At 39.4% G+C, this 17,602-nt stretch carries 17 protein-coding genes; 6 read left to right on the top strand and 11 right to left on the bottom strand.

Annotated elements, in window-relative coordinates; all coding sequences use genetic code 11:
• Positions 1-170 precede the first annotated feature (170 nt).
• Positions 171-776 (top strand): bifunctional nicotinamidase/pyrazinamidase, encoded by a 606-nt coding sequence (gene pncA / locus SD427_RS09485; protein ID WP_320557555.1) that lies wholly within the window; start codon positions 171-173, stop codon positions 774-776.
• 159 nt (positions 777-935) lie between these two features.
• On the opposite strand, the gene SD427_RS09480 is transcribed toward pncA, so the two are convergent.
• On the bottom strand, positions 936-1,895 hold the full coding sequence (locus SD427_RS09480) for a pseudouridine synthase (protein WP_414017722.1): 960 nt from the start codon (positions 1,893-1,895) through the stop codon (positions 936-938).
• A 293-nt stretch (positions 1,896-2,188) separates the two neighbouring features.
• Between SD427_RS09480 and aroB the strand changes: the two genes are divergently transcribed.
• The 3 genes from aroB (at position 2,189) to SD427_RS09465 (ending at position 5,305) form a co-directional block, all read left to right on the top strand.
• A complete protein-coding gene (gene aroB, locus SD427_RS09475) occupies positions 2,189-3,235 on the top strand; it encodes a 3-dehydroquinate synthase (protein ID WP_320557553.1) in 1,047 nt (348 codons plus the stop codon).
• A 268-nt stretch (positions 3,236-3,503) separates the two neighbouring features.
• On the top strand, positions 3,504-4,160 hold the full coding sequence (locus tag SD427_RS09470) for a porin family protein (RefSeq protein WP_320557552.1): 657 nt from the start codon (positions 3,504-3,506) through the stop codon (positions 4,158-4,160).
• Between the two features lie 422 nt (positions 4,161-4,582).
• Positions 4,583-5,305 carry a porin family protein gene (locus tag SD427_RS09465; protein WP_320557551.1) on the top strand — a complete coding sequence of 241 codons (723 nt, stop codon included), beginning with the start codon at positions 4,583-4,585 and terminating at the stop codon, positions 5,303-5,305.
• Positions 5,306-5,399: 94 nt separating this feature from the next.
• Here the strand turns inward: SD427_RS09465 and purF are convergent, their stop codons facing one another.
• From purF to SD427_RS09435, 6 genes are all read right to left on the bottom strand, one after another.
• A complete protein-coding gene (gene purF / locus SD427_RS09460; RefSeq protein WP_320557550.1) occupies positions 5,400-6,899 on the bottom strand; it encodes an amidophosphoribosyltransferase in 1,500 nt (499 codons plus the stop codon).
• A gap of 57 nt (positions 6,900-6,956) precedes the next feature.
• Positions 6,957-7,205 carry a four helix bundle protein gene (locus SD427_RS09455; protein WP_320557549.1) on the bottom strand — a complete coding sequence of 83 codons (249 nt, stop codon included), beginning with the start codon at positions 7,203-7,205 and terminating at the stop codon, positions 6,957-6,959.
• 150 nt (positions 7,206-7,355) lie between these two features.
• Positions 7,356-8,078 carry a phosphoribosylaminoimidazolesuccinocarboxamide synthase gene (purC, locus tag SD427_RS09450; RefSeq protein WP_320557548.1) on the bottom strand — a complete coding sequence of 241 codons (723 nt, stop codon included), beginning with the start codon at positions 8,076-8,078 and terminating at the stop codon, positions 7,356-7,358.
• A gap of 60 nt (positions 8,079-8,138) precedes the next feature.
• Entirely contained in the window at positions 8,139-8,837 is a 699-nt protein-coding gene (locus SD427_RS09445; protein WP_320557547.1) for a DUF3307 domain-containing protein, read from the bottom strand.
• Between the two features lie 2 nt (positions 8,838-8,839).
• A complete protein-coding gene (locus SD427_RS09440; RefSeq protein WP_320557546.1) occupies positions 8,840-9,445 on the bottom strand; it encodes a SatD family protein in 606 nt (201 codons plus the stop codon).
• Between the two features lie 281 nt (positions 9,446-9,726).
• Positions 9,727-11,142: an APC family permease gene (locus SD427_RS09435; protein ID WP_320557545.1), complete on the bottom strand. Its 1,416-nt coding sequence runs from the start codon at positions 11,140-11,142 to the stop codon at positions 9,727-9,729.
• A 135-nt stretch (positions 11,143-11,277) separates the two neighbouring features.
• On the opposite strand from SD427_RS09435, the gene SD427_RS09430 reads away from it, so the two are divergent.
• On the top strand, positions 11,278-11,787 hold the full coding sequence (locus SD427_RS09430; RefSeq protein WP_320557544.1) for a DUF4920 domain-containing protein: 510 nt from the start codon (positions 11,278-11,280) through the stop codon (positions 11,785-11,787).
• Between the two features lie 95 nt (positions 11,788-11,882).
• Here SD427_RS09430 and SD427_RS09425 read toward each other — a convergent pair whose 3' ends face one another.
• A complete protein-coding gene (locus SD427_RS09425; RefSeq protein ID WP_320557543.1) occupies positions 11,883-12,992 on the bottom strand; it encodes a M14 family zinc carboxypeptidase in 1,110 nt (369 codons plus the stop codon).
• Between the two features lie 828 nt (positions 12,993-13,820).
• Here SD427_RS09425 and SD427_RS09420 point away from each other — a divergent pair.
• Entirely contained in the window at positions 13,821-14,372 is a 552-nt protein-coding gene (locus SD427_RS09420; RefSeq protein ID WP_320557542.1) for a helix-turn-helix transcriptional regulator, read from the top strand.
• Between the two features lie 53 nt (positions 14,373-14,425).
• Here SD427_RS09420 and SD427_RS09415 read toward each other — a convergent pair whose 3' ends face one another.
• The 3 genes from SD427_RS09415 to SD427_RS09405 form a co-directional block, all read right to left on the bottom strand.
• Complete coding sequence (locus SD427_RS09415) at positions 14,426-15,595, bottom strand: proline dehydrogenase family protein (RefSeq protein WP_320557541.1); 1,170 nt, start codon at positions 15,593-15,595, stop codon at positions 14,426-14,428.
• A gap of 64 nt (positions 15,596-15,659) precedes the next feature.
• The gene (locus tag SD427_RS09410; RefSeq protein ID WP_320557540.1) at positions 15,660-16,589 is read right to left on the bottom strand and encodes a UbiA family prenyltransferase; all 930 of its coding nucleotides are present in this window, start codon (positions 16,587-16,589) and stop codon (positions 15,660-15,662) included.
• 10 nt (positions 16,590-16,599) lie between these two features.
• Positions 16,600-17,526, bottom strand: a complete 927-nt coding sequence (locus SD427_RS09405) for a mevalonate kinase (protein WP_320557539.1) — start codon at positions 17,524-17,526, stop codon at positions 16,600-16,602.
• Positions 17,527-17,602: the final 76 nt, after the last annotated feature.

Genomic DNA, 17,602 nt, shown 5'->3' with positions numbered 1-17,602 from the left:
AATACTTATTTGCTGCAAAGATAAGCTATTGAAGCTGGTTTTTTATCCATAAACTGAACAAGCAACGGATTTTATGCATAAGATGCCTATTTGTCCGATAATTTTTCTTTGGACAATTTTTTGAATGTTAATTTTGTAAGATAAGATTATAAATATCCGAGAATTTAAATATGAAAAAAGCATTAATAATCGTCGATGTACAGAATGATTTTTGTGAAGGCGGCGCACTGGCAGTTCCGGGAGCCAATGAGGTAATTCCGTACATCAATGCCTTAATGGAGGAAAATGAATATGACCAGATTATACTGACTCAGGACTGGCATCCTGTCAATCATAAAAGTTTTGCAAGCAACAACGGCAGAAAGGTGGGAGAAAGCATTATCCTGAACGGCGTTCCGCAGTTTATGTGGCCGGACCACTGTATCCAAGGGACTTTCGGGGCAGAATTCCACAAAGACCTGAACAGGGACAAAGTTACCCATATCATTCAGAAAGGCAAAAACACGGAAATTGATGCCTACAGCGGCTTCCAGGACAACAACCACTTTATGAAAACCGGTCTGGATGATTTTTTGAAATATCATGATATCCAGCTACTGGAAATTACAGGCCTCGCGATGGATTATTGCGTGAAATTCACCTGTACCGATGCTGTTGCTGAAGGCTATATCACCTGCCTCCATTTTAACGGTACCCGTGCTGTAAATGTTAAGCCTGATAACGGAAGGGATGCAATCTATGAAATGATCCAGAAAGGCGTAACCGTTTTAGGATAACAATAGTTATGAATTATGAGTTAATTTATCGTTTTATAAACTCTTGGTAAAAATAAAAATTCCGCAGAGATTATCTGCGGAATTTTATTTATTCAGGATGAAATTATTGTTGTTATGCCCATTTTTAAATAAATTTATGACTCATAACTCATCACTTAATTAAAGCATTTTAAGATTGTTCACTTCCAGTTCCGTAAGGATCCTCCAGTGCCCTCTCTTGATGTTCTTTTTCGTTAAGCCGGCAAACATTACCCTGTCCAGCGCTTCCACTTCATATCCTAACCTTTGGAAAATCCTTCTGATGACACGGTTCCAGCCGATATGGATTTCAATCCCGATTTCATTTTTCGGTTTGCCTTCAATAAAAGAAATCTGGTCCACTACCGCGATACCTTCATCCAAACGGATTCCTTCTACGATGAGCTTCATATCTTCATGGCTCAGCTTCTTATCCAGCGTCACATGGTAGATTTTCTTGGCATCGAATGACGGGTGCGTCAGTTTTTTCGTCATGTGCCCGTCATTCGTCAGAAGAATAACGCCTGTTGTGGAACGGTCTAATCTTCCTACAGGGAAAACGCGGTACGGCGAAGCATTGGCTACAAGGTCCATTACGGTTTTTCTGGCTTTGTCATCTTTTGTGGTAGAGATATACCCTTTCGGCTTATTCAGCAGGACGTACACAGGCTTTTCCGGGGTGATATTCTGCCCGTCGAACACTACTTTATCTGTCTTCTGAACCTGGTAGCCCATTTCATTTACTACCTTTCCGTTTACTTCCACCAACCCCTGAACAATCAGGTCATCAGCTTCCCTGCGGCTGCAGATTCCTGAATTGGCGATATATTTATTTAAACGGATGGTATCTTTATGAATATCTTTTTCAATTTTATTCAGCCTTCTTTTCTGTACAAAAGATTTCGCACGGTCGTCTTTCTCATCACCGGCGGAAGGTCTCCTGCCGTATTTTAAGCTGCCTCTTTCATATTTATCCCGGGCATCGAAAGCATTGCTTCTGCTGCCGCCTCTTTTGGAAGCCGGTTTTGCAAATGACTTTTTCTCTTCACCCGGATTGGTAATAAAAGGTTCTTTTTCAATTTTTGAGTATTTCTTTTCCATACGGCTCTCGTAACTGTTGTCACTGCCGCCCCTTGAATCAGAATTTCTCTCGCCGGCCTTTGGAAATGGCTTTTTGAAAGGTTTTGACCCTGAAGAATTTCCGGATCTGGAAGCGCGAGAATCATCAGAATTATTTCTTGTTGAACTTCTTGGTCTTTTGGGTTTTCCTGAATTATTATCTCTGCTCATTTCTAAAAATTTCTGCAAAGATAGTATATTTACCAACGAGTTAAAAATTAAGAATCATAACTTTGTTATATAGTTGTATAAATAACCCTACAGAAAATCCGAAAATGATCACGATAACAGACGATAATTTTTCTTCATTAAACGAATTCCTGGACAGAAAGTCCTTTAGCAAGATCTTTATTCTGGTGGATGAAAACACCCATGAATACTGCCTCCCTGTCCTGCTCGGGAATATGGAAACCGATCTTGCCTTTGAAATCCTGGAGATTGAAGCAGGCGAGGAAATGAAAAATATCCAGACGGCGAACCAGCTCTGGGAAATTCTTACGGAAATGCAGGCCGACCGGAAAGCACTGGTGATCAACCTGGGCGGCGGCGTGATTACGGATATGGGCGGTTTTGTTGCCTCTACCTATAAAAGAGGGATCCAGTTCATTAATATCCCCACTACCCTTTTATCCATGTGCGATGCTGCCATAGGAGGAAAAACAGGGATTGACCTGATGCATTATAAGAATATGGTGGGTACCTTCACCTTCCCGGAACACATTTTTGTCTATCCTGAATTCCTGGAAACACTGCCCTTCAAAGAACTGAGAAGCGGGTTTGCGGAAATGCTGAAACACGGGCTCATTGCAGATAAAATCCATTGGGAACACCTTATCCGGATGCAGAAGCTGGATGCACAAGCCATCATTCCCCATATCAAAACTTCGATGGACATCAAACAGGATGTCGTCCGTCAGGATTTCCATGAGAAAAACATCAGGAAGACCCTGAATTTCGGGCATACGATCGGCCACGCTGTTGAAAGTCTGTATCTGAACCAGAAAAACCCGGTCCTGCATGGCGAGGCTGTTGCCATGGGTATGATTACGGAAGCTTACCTTTCTTTTGCGGAAGGTCTGATCTCCGCGGAAGACTGTGACCTGATTATCGGGAATATTCAGAAATACTATCCATATCTTGACATCAGTGATTTTAGTGATGATGACATTTTCGATCTTTTACTAAATGATAAGAAGAATGCCGGCAACACCATTCTCTTTTCTTTGCTGTCGGGAATCGGAGCCTGCATTTTTGACCATGAATGCAGCCGTAAAAGCATTTCGGAATCACTCACATTTTACAGGAAACTGAACGATGCATAACGCCATTTTTTAATAAGGGCATAAAATTTGTGACATGTCTTCCGCCTCAATAATTTAGATCATTTCTAAACAATTGTTTAATTAAAGATTTAATATATTGATTTGAAGCATCATAAAATCAAAATTGGCCTGTTTTGCTGGTATTTCTTTTACTGATATTTATCATAGCTGCATTTTTTGGCAAGTAATTTGAGAGAAAGTACCTGTCATAATAATGACAAGTAGTAAAATTTAAATATTAGAAATTAAATTATTAAAAATTAAAGTTATGAAAAAGTTAATTTTAGGAATGGCATTAACAGCTGGTTCATTAGCATTTGCTCAGACTACCACTACTACCACTACCACTTCTAACATGTCTCCTGACAGTGCTGTAAGATTTGGTATTAAGGCAGGTATGAACGTATCTTCACTTTCAGATAACGGCTCTTTGGAAGATCAGGGATCTAAAATCGGTTTTAATGCAGGTGTTTTCGCAAACATTCCGGTAGGAAGTATGTTCAGCGTTCAGCCGGAGGTTTTATATTCTCAGTATGGCGATAAATATGATACAAGAATCGGAAACAACACGTATTCTTACGCCAATCACCTTGATTATATTACTGTACCTGTAATGTTGCAGTATAACCTGATTCCAAACTTATATGTAGAAGCAGGTCCGGAATTCGGTTTTATGGTGAGTGCAAAAAACAAAGCTAAAAACGAAACCAACAACAATGTAATTTCTGAATCAGGTAATTATAAAGATAATTTCAGTACTTTTAACTTCGGTATTGGTCTTGGTGCAGGTTATTATTTTACAGATAACATCGGTATTACTGCAAGATATGTTGCCGGTCTTACAGATATTGCTAAAGACAGACCAAATAATTCTGATGCGATCAGAAACAATGTATTCCAGGTTGGTTTAGCTTTTAAATTCTAAGAATCAAATTAAAGATTTAAATATAAAACCGGATTTTAAGTCCGGTTTTTTTTTATGGAATGATCATAGGCATAAAAGCCTGCCATCATACTCCGGTGAAACCGGAAGAAGTTCACCGTAACTATATATTTAAGAAGTGGATGATACTGATTATTAAATCCTGTTCATAATTCAACTTTATCTGAAGAGAACCTACAACAGCAAATCATTCTTTATTAATCTTCTTATGAATTAGGTTTTTTTTTGCATAAATACGGATCGTTAATTATATTAAATCCAATACGCGGGATTTAAAACAGATATTTATCGAGATGTATTATTTTGAAAATCAAACACTTAAATGTTTGGCAAGCATTTTGTTAAGTACTTCATGTCTGATTGAACAATCAGGCAGAAAGTTTAAAATAGTAAAAAATAAAATTATGAACAAGTTATTTTTAGGAGTAGCATTAGTTGCAGGAACCTTAGTATTTGCCCAGGAAGTAACATCGGCACAAATTTCACAGATGCCTTTGAATAAAAAGGAGCCTGTAAGATTCGGTATCAAAGGAGGTGGGAATGCTTCTCAGTTCAGCGAACAGCAGCTTAATTCAAAAAATCAGAAGCTTGGCTTTAATGCAGGTGTTTTTGTTAATATTCCTTTATCTCAGAAATTTGCCCTTCAACCGGAAGTATTATATAACCAGATAGGCGCAAAAAGTGTAATTCTTGATAATGAAGTTACCACCGGTTTCACTACAGTAAGAACTAAACAGGAATTTACCACTACTTTAAACTACATTTCTGTACCGGTAATGCTGCAGATGAAGCCGGCAGACAATTTCTATCTTGAAGCCGGACCTGAAGTAAGCTATTTCCTGGACGGTAAGAACAAGGGACAGCAAACCGTTACTACGAGCATTTTAGATACCACTACAAGCCAGACACAGTCTAACTCCGAAGATATCAATAAAGATGATATCAAAAAATTCAATCTTGGTTTGGCTATCGGTCTTGGATATTATTTTACTCCTAATTTAGGAATCAATGCAAGGTACATCAACAGCCTGACGCATATTGCCGATAATTCCGGTGCGATGAACGAAATGCAGAAGAATATCAATACGCACAGGGTATTCCAGTTGGGATTAAATTATAAATTTTAATATATAATCAACCAATTAATTGATTTCAATAAAAAGGTCAGGCTCGCAAGAGCCTGACCTTTTCTGTTTTATGGTAATAGCAGATTGTTATAATTTAGTTGAATAATTCCACTTCTTCCCCTTTTGCTACGGGATATTCTTCTGTGAAGCATCCGAAACAGTGGTTGGCAGAACCTAAGATTTCTTTCAGATTGTCTACGCTTAAAAATTCCAGGGAATCTACGCCCAGATAATCTTTAAGCTGATCGGTGGTCATGTTGGCAGAAATAAGATCATCTTTGGAAGGGGTATCAATCCCAAGATAGCAAGGTGCAATGATCGGCGGGGATACGCTTCGGAAATGGATTTCCTTCACACCTGCATCCTTTAAAATTTTAACCAGTCTTTTTGAAGTGGTCCCGCGGACAATAGAATCATCAATAATGACCACTCTTTTATCTTTGATTTCAGAAATAATCGGGTTCAGCTTGAGGTTCACTACCCTTTCCCTCATTTCCTGGGTCGGGACAATAAAGCTTCTTCCGATATACCTGTTCTTGATCAGAACCGGACGGAACGGAATTCCCGAAGCCTTGGAAAAGCCGATGGCAGCAGGAACCCCTGAATCAGGAACCCCGATCACCACATCAGCATCCACAGGTGCCTGGTGCCAGATTTTCTCTCCGGATTTCTCCCTGATCTCATAGACATTGATGTTTTCCAGGGAAGAATCCGGCCTTGCGAAATAAATATATTCAAAAGAACAGATCCTCTGCTTCCCTTTTTCTTCATCTGCCATGTAGGAATGAAGTTTCCCCGGTTCGTTTTCATTGGTGTACACAATCTCTCCCGGCAGAATATTACGGACATACTGAGCACCTACGGCGTCCAGTGCTACGGATTCTGAAGCCACAACATATGAATTGGCATCAATAGCTCCCAAAACCAGCGGTCTGATCCCATTGAAATCCCTGAAAGCGAAAAATTTATTCCGGGTCATCCCAACTACAGAATAAGCGCCTTCAATTTTTTCCATGGTTATCTTGATCGCTGCACGAAGCCCGAGGTCAAGGTTTTTCTGGATCAGCCTTAAGATAACTTCAGAATCTGAAGTTGCCCTGAATACGACCCCTTCTGCTTCAAGTTCAGCTTTCAATTCCTTTGCATTGGTAAGGTTACCGTTGTGTGCAATGGAAAGAATAATCTGGTCATATTCGTTCTTTGCGAAAAAAGGCTGAAAATTGTATTTCTTTTTATCGCCTGCCGTGGTATAACGGGTATGCCCGATGGCAGAATTTCCCATAAAAGTTTCAGGATGTTCAATTTCCTTATACACATCCAGAACCAGGCCCTCATCTTTCATGTTGGTAATCCTTCCGTTTTTTAAAACAGAAATACCGCATGCTTCCTGGCCTCTGTGCTGAAGCGCAAAAAGCCCGAACTGTGAAAGAGAAAACGTATCGAGGTCATTATCAGAATACATTCCGAAGATGCCGCACTCCTCATTCGGAGCATCCAGCCTTTCTTCTTCCTGAGTCCTGAAAAGGTTCCTTCCGTAGGTCCCGGTTTCAAATTGTTTTAAATATTCACTTTTATGAATGTCTAAACTTTTCATTTCTATTTTTTCTAAGTTAGAAGTTAGATGTTAGAAATTAGTCTAAGTTAACTTCAATTATAATTTTAAACTTGTCTTTAATGAATAAATCATTTTCTGTATCTCAGCTAAAAGTTCTTTTAAGGGAACAATTTTAGTTTCGGAAATAAAATTTGAATCTATCAATAACTGTAGCCGGATCTGTAATTCATAGGCTGAACCAAATGCAATTCCAGAAAACTGATAAAATTCCTTCTCATTATTCCTTCCTGCCCCTTCTCCAATATTAGACGGAATTGAAACTGCAGACCTTCTGATTTGGGACATTAACCCAAATTTTTCCTCACCCGGCAATTGGCTGAACCCAAATAAACCTCTTTTACAAAATCCATTGACTCAGTCCGGACTTTAAGGTCTTCTTTCTATCCGGTGCAATTTCATACCAACCTCTAATACCTAACTTCAAACTTCTAAAATTTACTTACCAAGCAGATTCTTAAGTCGGTTGTAGATTTCCACATATGCTTCGGTAACTTCGCCAAGATCTCTTCTGAATCTGTCTTTGTCCAGTTTCTTCATGGTATCTTTGTCCCAAAGCCTGCAGGTATCCGGGGAAATTTCATCTGCAAGGATAATTTCGCCGTCTGACGTTTTGCCGAGCTCAATTTTGAAATCCACCAGGATGATATTCATTCTGTCAAAAAGATCAATCAGGATGGTATTGATATCGTTGGTCAGTGCATACATTTCGTTAAGCTCTTCATAAGTAGCCGCTCCCAGAAATACCGCATGGTGATCATTGATCAGCGGGTCTCCCAATTCGTCTTTCTTATAGCAGATATCAAAAATGGTTACCGGAGACTTAATTCCTTCTTCCACGCCCAGACGCTGAGCCATGCTTCCGGCAGAGTAATTTCTCACCACCATTTCCAAAGGGATGATGGATACTTTTTTTACCAGCTGTTCTCTTTCGTCCAGTTGTTTGATGAAATGAGTCTTAATCCCTTTTTCATTTAAATATTCAAAAATCAAAGTGGTGATGGCATTGTTCATTTCACCTTTCAGATCTACAGATCCTCTTTTCTGAGCATTAAATGCAGTGGCATCATCTTTGAAACGCACCACTACCTCATCAGGATTATCGGTGGCAAATACCTGTTTTGCTTTACCCTCGTACAACATTTCTTTCTTTTGACTCATAATTTTTACTTTTTAAAAGAACCGTAAAACCTGCGGTTCCTGTTTTATATTAGATTGATTTTATTGTTTAATTAAAATTCCTGTCAGAACGGCCATTCCGAAACTCAAAAGCGTACCGATCAGGACATATTCCGTCAGCTTTCTCTGTTTGGCCTGGGCGAGGTCACTGAACCTGAACACCGATTTTGCAGCCACCATAAAGCCTACCCCTTCCCAGTGATTAACCATAATAAAGGTGAAAACAAGTAAACGTTCTAAAATCCCGATGTATTTTCCGGCACTTGAAAGGGATTCGGTCTGGATATTACCCTGGGTTTCCGGAACGGGCGTCCAGGATGACAGCAGGATTTTTATAAAAACCGAAGCCGGTAAGGTAAGAAACAAGGCAGCCATCAGTATTTTCAGCAAATTCTGATTTCTTACAAATTCAAAAGTGAACTCATGAAAATACAGTGAAGCAGCACCGATAACCGCTAAATGCAAAGCCTGATCAATGAAAAACCAGCTTTTTTTATTATTAACGGTCTGGAAACTCAGCTTTGCCGCATCAATAATACCATGCGAGATCCCGATTACAGCAGCTACCCACCAAAGTCCCGGATCCCAGAGGAAGATAAAACTTAAAGTGGTAATGACCAGAACGTGAAAATAGAGGTAAGGGCTCTTCAGTTTACGGTTTTCTTTATCTGCAACCCAGGAATCCGGCTGAAGAACAAAATCTCCGAGTAGATGAGCCAATATGAGTTTAATGAAAATCATTCTTACAGTTCTGAAATTTTCTTTCTGAAATATTGATTGGTTTCTACGATCAGCTCATAGTTCGCGCGTTTGAGCCGCTGGCTTACCGATGACTGTGAAATGGCAAATTTCTTTGCCAGGTCCTCCTGTGTACTGTCTTTATTCATGATCATCTCATGGATAATTTCTGAAGTAGCCACAGTCCAGTTGTCAAAATCTTTTGATGACCATTTCAGCAGGATATTCAAATCCCTGTCCACCGAGTCGCTGGATGTTTTTACGGATACGGTATGGCCGTTGGATTTCAGGTCGTCCAGCAACCGTCCTGAATGCACGTACGCTGTTCCGTTGGATTCCGTTATTTTTTCGGATGAGAAATTTTCCTCACCGATGCCTATGGCAATCCTTACGTCTAAATTTTCCTGACTTTTTATTAATGATTTGATGGCTAAGAACCGCCAGAACGCGTCATTGATATTGCACCTGAACTGAAATTCGTCTCCCCTGTAGATTTCCCACGTCTGCGGAGCGCTTCCCCAGTTTGCGAGAAGATGTTTAAGTCTGGTAATCCAAACCTCTGTTTCAGCCTGCTGTGAATGTATAATATCTCCGGTAATGACCGCTATCATTTTGCAAATATAAGCATAATTACTTATACATAAAAGATATAAATAAGTCCACTTATAGATATTGCTGATTAACGGATATTCTTCTGTCGATCATATACAATTCAGTTAAGGATTATATGCGATTAATGATAAATGCTGATTGAAGGCTTCCACCCTAGCCCTGATTGAAGCGGCATCCTTTTTTGCAAGGAATCAGCGCAGGCAAAAAGATACAGCGGAAAGCAGGATCAGGCTCCCGAAATTAATCCTTTACGTAAAATAAATAAGGCTTGAATAGCAGATTACTTTCTGGTTTTTTCATTCCGGTTGATAAAGTAATACACCGGCAGCCCAAGCAGCACCATGACGAACCCCGGCCAGGTATACTGCTGTTTGTAGATAAGCAGCAAAATACAGAAACACGTCCCGATCAGCAGATAAATGGCCGGCGTTAAGGGATAAAGCCAGGTTTTATAAGGCCTCTCGAGATCCGGCTGTTTTATTCTCAGGTAAATAACCCCGAAAACGGTAATCATATAAAATAAGACGATCACAAAAGAAATCATATCCAGAAGATTACCGTATTGTCCGCTCAGGCACAGGACGGAAGCCCAGATCCCCTGCATCCACAGTGCATTGGCAGGAACCTGACTGGCATTGTTCTTTTCGGCCTGCTTAAAAAACATACCGTCTTTCGCCATGGTCTGGAACACCCTTGCCCCTGCCAGGATCAGCCCGTTATTGCACCCGAATGTTGAAACCATCACCAGAACGGCAATAATGGCCGTTCCGGCAGAGCCGAAGATAAAGCGGGAAGCGGCAACCGCTACCCTGTCATTTTCCGCAAAGGCAATGGAATCCCTGTCCAGGGCATTCAGGTATACGTAGTTCACTGCGATATACAGAATCATTACGGCAGTCGTTCCGTAAATCATGGATTTGACAACATTTTTTTTTGGGTTTTCAATTTCCCCGGAAACGAAAGTCACGCTTTCCCATGCCACGGAACTGAATACGGAGCCTACCATTGCAGCGGCAATCCCTCCCATTAAGGTCATTCCGCCAATCGGTTCCCAGCCTTCCTGAAGAAAATTCCCGGAAATATCTTTTTCCAGGTTGCTGAAAGCGTCTGTCCCCAGGCTGAAGTTTTCGGCAAGATGAGATATATCAACAAGAATAAATCCGGCCGCAATCAATCCCAGCAAGGCAATGATCTTGGAACCGGTAAAAATATTCTGCAGCAGTTTCCCGCTTTCCACACCTCGGGTATTGATATAGGTAAGCAAGAGAATGATTGCGATTGCGAGCATCTGGATCCAGGTAATCTTAAACTCGCCGCTCTGAAAAATCGGGGCCGCATCATTTAAAGCCGGGACCAGGTATGCGGTAAACTTTCCGAATGCCATAGCCACAGCTGCAATAGTCCCGGTCTGGATAACGGTAAATAATCCCCAGCCATACAGGAACCCCATCCTTCTCCCGAAAATTTCCTTAAGGTACGTATACTGCCCGCCGGCCTTAGGGTACAGTGCAGAAAGTTCTCCGTAGCTTATGGCCGCTGCCACCGTCATCACTGCTGTAATTACCCAGACAACGACCAGCCAGAATCCTGAGCCTAAGTTCCGCATCATATCGGCACTCACGATAAAGATCCCGCTTCCGATCATGGAGCCCATCACCAGCATAATGGCGTCCCAGAGTTGTAGTTTTTTCTGCATAGTGAAGTTTAGTAGTTACCAAATATAAATAATTATGCGGTTGGTTGCAGCGTTTATTTGTAATTTAAAGATAGGGTATGATTTTATCAATTCATGATTCAGATTTTATTAGTACTTTTGAAAAAAATATTAAAAATGAAATTCAAGGCATTATTATTGGCAGCAGCTTTAAGTACTTCAGCTCTTGCTTTTGCACAGGAATCTAAAAAATTCGGTCCTCCGGCAGGAAATGCGGTAATCGGTGATACGTACGGCGGCGGCGTTGCTTCTAATGCGGAATCCAAGGCTGTTTCAGTTGAAAAATTAAGCAAGAAGCTTAAGAAAGAAAATAAGAAAGCTGAAAACGTTGCTGTAAAAGGTAAGGTAACTGATGTGTGTGAGAAAAAAGGATGCTGGCTAACGATACAGACTGAAGACAATTCCCAGTTTTTCGTGAAAATGAAAGATTATGCATTTTTTGTTCCTACTGCTTTAAAAGGTAAAAACGTTGTTCTGGAAGGTATGGCAGAAAGAAAAGTAACTTCTGTTGACGAGCAGAAACATTATGCAGAAGATGCAAAGAAACCTCAGGCTGAAATTGACGCAATTACTGCTCCGAAGGAAGAAATCAGATTTGTCGCAAACGGTATTAAAGTGGTTGACTAATTATTCACTATTTTACTATTCTTAAAAATATAACAGATCGAATAATCTGTAACGGATATCAAACAAAAAGCGGAACAATTAATTGTTCCGCTTTTTCAGTCTTCAATGGTAAAGTTTACTTCTGCATCCAGTTTCGGATACTTGCTTTCAGAAATAAACTTTTTTCCGGTACAGTCAATTTCCTTCCATCCTTTCCGCTGCTTTACATCTCCTACTTCCATAACAAACGGCACGAAGGATATTTCATCCTTTCCTTCTTCTTTAATTTCTTTATACTGGACTGCTATATCTAAAATACATTCATGCGCGGTATTCAGTTTGACATTGCGGTAAATGATATCGTAATGCGTCTCTTTGTTTTCCGGAATTTCCAGATAAGTTTCCCAGCCCTCTGTCCCTGAATTTAATTCGGTGATTGCTTTCAAAGCATAATAAAGGGCAACCGAATAATATTTACGGGTTTCCTTCCGGGTATAATCATCTGCGAAATGCCCGCCTTCGAATAAAATAGTCGGCATTCCGGCTCTGATAAAATTATCACCTGTGGAAGCCGGATAGAATTCATCAGAATACCTTCCGATCTGACCCGGGATCATTTCCTTAAGCTGAGTGTAAACTTCAGCAATAACGGCCATGCATTTTTTTCTGTTGTCCGTGACGGTGCGTTCAATATTTTCGGAAGGTGCCAGAAATGAAAGGGTCGCCGGATGAATTCCGTCTGTCGTAAAAATCGTCCTCTGCTCATGAAGGTTCAGGGCATAGTTGTATTTTTTAGAAGCCGCTGCATTTTTCAGAAATTTAATTTCTTTACTGGATTCATTATGGAAGTCCCTGTTCAGGTCTATATCTGCTGCATTCAGCCGGGTCCATTTTTCAGAACCGTCAGGGTTAAGCATAAATATAAAGTCAAGCTGTATTTTACTGAGAAGTTTATCTTTTAATTCCGGAGCCAGTTCAAGCGTAGTTAAAAGGTCCAGCATAGCATGCGTAGCATTGGATTCATTTCCGTGCATCTGTGACCAGGCCAATATATGAATATCTCCTGAACCTACCGTCAACTGATAAATAGGCTTATTAAGATAGGATGTTGCGATCTCCTGAATATTATCACTGAGATTGTGCTGTAAGTAATAAAATAATTTTTCAGGAGAAATATAGCGATTTGGGAAATCGGGGGTTTGCTGATAGAGCGCTTCAAATTTCATTGACAATTGTTTACAAAAATCAAATTTAACATTTTTGACTGTAAAATTAAAATTAACATGCGTAATCCTATTAAACACCGTAAAATGACAATATGTCTGTTGGTAATATTGTGGATTGCACATAATTTAATAATATACAATTAAATTACTGTAAATGAGTGATTTATGAATTTTAACTGAACTATAATTTAAACATGACTTTAAGTCATAAATATACAGTTTATTCACATTTGGGCGTAAATAGATTAAACAAATTATTGTGTGGAAAAATTTCTATTTACAACTGTATACATTTGTAAATTGTTGATAATTTAGAAATGTAACTGCTATTTTTGATGCTTATCCTACGAGAATTTAAAAATGTAACTTATATCAGCCACAAAAGAATTCAGGCTTATGATAAATCTCTGTATCCTGCCTGTAGAAAGAGTATAGCTTACGATTTAAGCACTTTACCTTTGTCATGCCTTCTAAATAGCATAATAAATCAGATATTTAGCAATTCATTATGTTTCTGATCTGTTCATGTACTGTAAAATACCTGTTCAAAGCGGTTAAGAGCATTCTTACAGGCTAGAGCAAATGAAGTAAAAGATATCTGCTCCTACTTCATCCATTACTTTAAGTGAGGATCCGAAGTTAATAATCTGGGGAAAATATGTTGAATAAAAAATCCATGAAAATTTTGCTTATATTATAAATATTTGTTTATCATATACTTAAGCGGTTTACTTTTGTATATTTCAACAATTTACATTTGTTTACAGTTGTATTTTGCATTTGTAAATTAAATGTTTACATTTGTAAAGTGATTTACAAACTGTTTTTATGGGTTTAAATGAAAGAATTTCAAAGGTTATCGAATATTCAGGCCTTACACCATCTGAGTTTGCAGATGAGATTGATGTGCAGCGTTCTTCTATCTCTCACATTACTTCAGGAAGAAATAAGCCGTCCCTTGAATTTATCATAAAAATAAAATCAAGGTTTCCGGAGATCTTATGGGACTGGTTGGTAACCGGTGAAGGTGAAATGCTGAAGTCTGAACTTAAAGAAATCATCGAACCGGCTGATGAACCTGTTGAGGTTATTGAGGAAGACAAAGCAATACCCACATCACTTCCCGATCTTTTTACCATGATCAATAGCGATAAGGATTTCGGAACGGAAGAGAGTGATCCGGAGCCTTCAAAAATAAATCTGCGAGAATCGTCTGCAGATGTACAAGACCCTGTACAGGAAAAAATAACCGATTCTCAGCGATTAGAGAATCAGAAATCTGATGATATATTAACTCAAGCTATTGGGAACCAACAGGGTAACATCAAGCGTATTGTTATTTTTTATGACAACGGAAAGTTTGAGAGTTTTGAGCCGTAAAAAACCCGATCATCAAATGACCGGGCTGTTTTATGTAAGGAAGATATGCTTATTTATCTGCGGTTTCTTCTTTCAAGTTCTTTCTTGATCAGTCCGAGTTCCCTTCCGGTCTGCCCTGCAACCGAAGTATTTTCCTGGGCTCTCCTTGTCAGGTAAGGCACCACATCTTTTACAGGTCCGTAAGGAAGGTATTTAGTGGCATTATACCCTTTATCAGACAGGTAAAATGTAATATTGTCGCTCATCCCGTAAAGCTGACCGAAATAAATATGCGGATTGCCGTTTTCAATATTTTTGGCTTTCATTTTATCCATGACCAGCTCAGAAGAAATTTCATTATGGGTCCCGAAGAATGCTGAAACTTTATCCGGGTGGTTCATGACAAAATCAATTCCTGCATTATAATTTTTATCGGAAGCCTCTTTATTCGGCTGGATCGGATCAGGATATCCCTTTTCTGCAGCCCTGGCTCTTTCTTTTTCCATATAAGCGCCGCGGACCATTTTGTACCCGATAAAATATCTTTTTTCTTCTGCCCGCTGAAGATGGCTTTCCATATATTCCAATCTTCCCGTTCTGTACATCTGGATGGTATTCCATACAATAGGTTTTTCCTGATTATACTTTTCCATCATCTCTTCGCAAAGGTGATCTGCCGCGTCCTGCATCCATGTTTCTTCTGCATCTACCATTACTTTCTTGTCATGTTCATGGCATAACTTACAGACTTCGTCAAACCTTTTTACCACTCTTTCCCATTCCTCTTTCTGGCTTGAAGTAAGTTCCGTTTTTTTTCCTACTGCTTCATACAGGTCAATCCTTCCGAAAGCCGTCGGCTTGAAAACAATAAAAGGAATTGCAGGATTTCCTACAGAAAACCTTACGATATCTTTGATCTCACGGCAAACTGCATCGAAGGTTTCTTCATCTTCTTTACCTTCAATGGAATAATCAAAAATGCTTCCCACGCCTCTTTTGAAAAGCTGCTTTACAACTTTCATGCTTTCTTCACGGGTCTCACCGCCGCAAAACTGTTCGAATAAGGTGTTTTTTACAATTCCACCAACAAAAGGAAAGTTATGATGGACCGTGAAATTAAGCACGGAAGTTCCTACTTTCGTAAGGGAAGGCTGTTCAATCATCCTGAACATCCAGTACGCTTTCTTTAACTGTGCATCGGTTTTGTCCGCAAATGCAACTTTAGTATCGTTAAAAATGGGCATTATTTATATAAATTTTAGGTTTTGCAAATGTAGCAATTAGAGAAGGTTTTTTAAAGAAATTTTTCTATAATTTACCTTCAATCCCATTGACAAGCATGGCAATAATTCCTGCAAAAACCCAAAATCTCAGAATATTGAGTGTCAGGAATTTGCTTTTCCTGGAGTGGTTAAGAATGAGATAAATACAAAGGATTATAACAAACATCCCGCCTGTAAAATAATAGGCCATAAACCCGGAAATCCCTGTCCTCATTGTTATCTTCATCGACACTGCCATGGTAATGACCAGCAGTGAAACAATGATTGTTTTTGTGGTTTTATTTGAGAAATGATTCGGGATTGTCGTATAGCCAAAGGCTTTATCAACGCTCTTCGTTAATGTATCCTTTACAATATCAATGCACAGAAGAATCAAAAACAGGAATACGGCCATTAACAGAACCTTCTTTGAAAAGGTTTCATAATACACCATCATCCCGAAAAACGGATACAGGGTAAGGCTTACAAAAGTAAAGTTGTTTAAAATTAACAGGCGGCTGAGCTTATGGCTGTACAGCCACATGAAAAACTGGTAAACTACAAAAAAAACAAAAACACGGTGCGAGATCGTCCACGCCACGCCAAGGGAAACCATGCTTAAAAACAGATAAGCATACAGGAAGTACTTCTGTTTGATGAAGCTCTGGATCCTCGTCCGGAAAGGTTTTACAATATGGTCTTTTTCAAAATCGTAAAACTGGTTGATGATTCCGCCGGCCAGGATGGTAAGGACCGTACAGAAAATAATGCCGTGTACCTTAAAATCAAAAACAAATTTCCTGAACGTTTCATCCTGGTTGAACAGGAAGAATGTTGATACGTACAATGCAAAAATAAGAAGGATGGCAACAAAAAAGCGGGCTCCCAGAAGAAAGCCCACAAATTGTGAAAATCTGTAAAAAAAAGATTTTTTGATATAATTTTTCTGTTGGAAAGTTTCTTTTTCAGAATTCATCCACAACAGTTTAGAATCTGTAAATTACTTCTTTCTGGAAGCCGTCAAGCATTTTTTCTGCTTTTTCGTAATCTTTGGTAAAGCCTAAAATATAACCGCCGCCGCCGCTTCCGCAGAGCTTAAGATAATACGCATTTGAATCCAGCCCTTTTTTCCAGATATTGAAGATGCTCTCCGGAATCATCGGGCGGAAATGCTCATACGCCCAATAGGAAAGCTTTTTGAGGTTTCTGAAAAACGGATTCATATCTTTTTTCAGGAAAGAATCAATACAGGCATTGTTGTAACGGATAAATTCTTCTTTTAAGGTTTTACGGAACCCTTCAGTCTTCATTTTTTCAAAGAAAATCTGGATCATCGGTCCCGTTTCGCCGGTAATTCCTGAATCGATCAGGAAAATTGCGCCTTTCCCTTTTTCACCGTCCGGAATGGCCACTTTATCCAGGTTCTCCCTGTTTTCGATGAGAATCGGAAGGTTCATGTAACAAATCAAAGGATCCATACCTGAACTTTTACCGTGGAAATAGCTCTCCATTTCTCCAAAAACAGCTTTTAACTGTTTCAGGTTATCTTTGGAAATATTTTCAGGATTCAATTTACTGACTGAATATCTTTCAAAAATTGCAGCTACCAATGCACCCGAACTTCCTACGCCGTACCCCTGCGGAATGTTGGAATCAAAGAAAAGCCCGTTCTGGATATCTTCCTGAAATGTTCCAATATCAAGCTTAAATTCGTCTGACAGATCCAGTACGGAAAGGAAATCCGAATATTTATGAAGATGCTGATTTGATTTTTTTTCAAATTCAGAACCGAGATCTGAAAACTTCAGCGCCCCTTTATAAAAACTGTAAGGAACTACCAGCCCCTGAGAATCTTCAATCATGCCGTACTCGCCGAACAAAATGATTTTTGCGTAAAATAAAGGGTTCGTCATTTTTATGTTTATGAGGGTAAATAAATTTCTGCAAATTTATGATTATTCTGCTGAATCTATGCAAAATCCACGCCGA

It is taken from the genome of Chryseobacterium sp. JJR-5R (assembly GCF_034047335.1).
In the GTDB taxonomy this organism is placed as follows: Bacteria; Bacteroidota; Bacteroidia; order Flavobacteriales; family Weeksellaceae; genus Chryseobacterium.
The sequence above is the reverse complement of the archived record's forward strand: the minus strand, read 5'-3'. Positions and strand labels throughout refer to the sequence as shown.

What these genes read in the sequence shown, in the direction of transcription:
- pncA (WP_320557555.1), top strand. Translation starts at nt 171, where the DNA reads ATGAAAAAAGCATTAATAATCGTCGATGTACAGAATGATTTTTGTGAA.
- SD427_RS09480 (WP_414017722.1), bottom strand. Translation starts at nt 1,895, where the DNA reads ATGGAAAAGAAATACTCAAAAATTGAAAAAGAACCTTTTATTACCAAT.
- aroB (WP_320557553.1), top strand. Translation starts at nt 2,189, where the DNA reads ATGATCACGATAACAGACGATAATTTTTCTTCATTAAACGAATTCCTG.
- SD427_RS09470 (WP_320557552.1), top strand. Translation starts at nt 3,504, where the DNA reads ATGAAAAAGTTAATTTTAGGAATGGCATTAACAGCTGGTTCATTAGCA.
- SD427_RS09465 (WP_320557551.1), top strand. Translation starts at nt 4,583, where the DNA reads ATGAACAAGTTATTTTTAGGAGTAGCATTAGTTGCAGGAACCTTAGTA.
- purF (WP_320557550.1), bottom strand. Translation starts at nt 6,899, where the DNA reads ATGAAAAGTTTAGACATTCATAAAAGTGAATATTTAAAACAATTTGAA.
- SD427_RS09455 (WP_320557549.1), bottom strand. Translation starts at nt 7,205, where the DNA reads ATGTCCCAAATCAGAAGGTCTGCAGTTTCAATTCCGTCTAATATTGGA.
- purC (WP_320557548.1), bottom strand. Translation starts at nt 8,078, where the DNA reads ATGAGTCAAAAGAAAGAAATGTTGTACGAGGGTAAAGCAAAACAGGTA.
- SD427_RS09445 (WP_320557547.1), bottom strand. Translation starts at nt 8,837, where the DNA reads ATGATTTTCATTAAACTCATATTGGCTCATCTACTCGGAGATTTTGTT.
- SD427_RS09440 (WP_320557546.1), bottom strand. Translation starts at nt 9,445, where the DNA reads ATGATAGCGGTCATTACCGGAGATATTATACATTCACAGCAGGCTGAA.
- SD427_RS09435 (WP_320557545.1), bottom strand. Translation starts at nt 11,142, where the DNA reads ATGCAGAAAAAACTACAACTCTGGGACGCCATTATGCTGGTGATGGGC.
- SD427_RS09430 (WP_320557544.1), top strand. Translation starts at nt 11,278, where the DNA reads ATGAAATTCAAGGCATTATTATTGGCAGCAGCTTTAAGTACTTCAGCT.
- SD427_RS09425 (WP_320557543.1), bottom strand. Translation starts at nt 12,992, where the DNA reads ATGAAATTTGAAGCGCTCTATCAGCAAACCCCCGATTTCCCAAATCGC.
- SD427_RS09420 (WP_320557542.1), top strand. Translation starts at nt 13,821, where the DNA reads ATGGGTTTAAATGAAAGAATTTCAAAGGTTATCGAATATTCAGGCCTT.
- SD427_RS09415 (WP_320557541.1), bottom strand. Translation starts at nt 15,595, where the DNA reads ATGCCCATTTTTAACGATACTAAAGTTGCATTTGCGGACAAAACCGAT.
- SD427_RS09410 (WP_320557540.1), bottom strand. Translation starts at nt 16,589, where the DNA reads ATGAATTCTGAAAAAGAAACTTTCCAACAGAAAAATTATATCAAAAAA.
- SD427_RS09405 (WP_320557539.1), bottom strand. Translation starts at nt 17,526, where the DNA reads ATGACGAACCCTTTATTTTACGCAAAAATCATTTTGTTCGGCGAGTAC.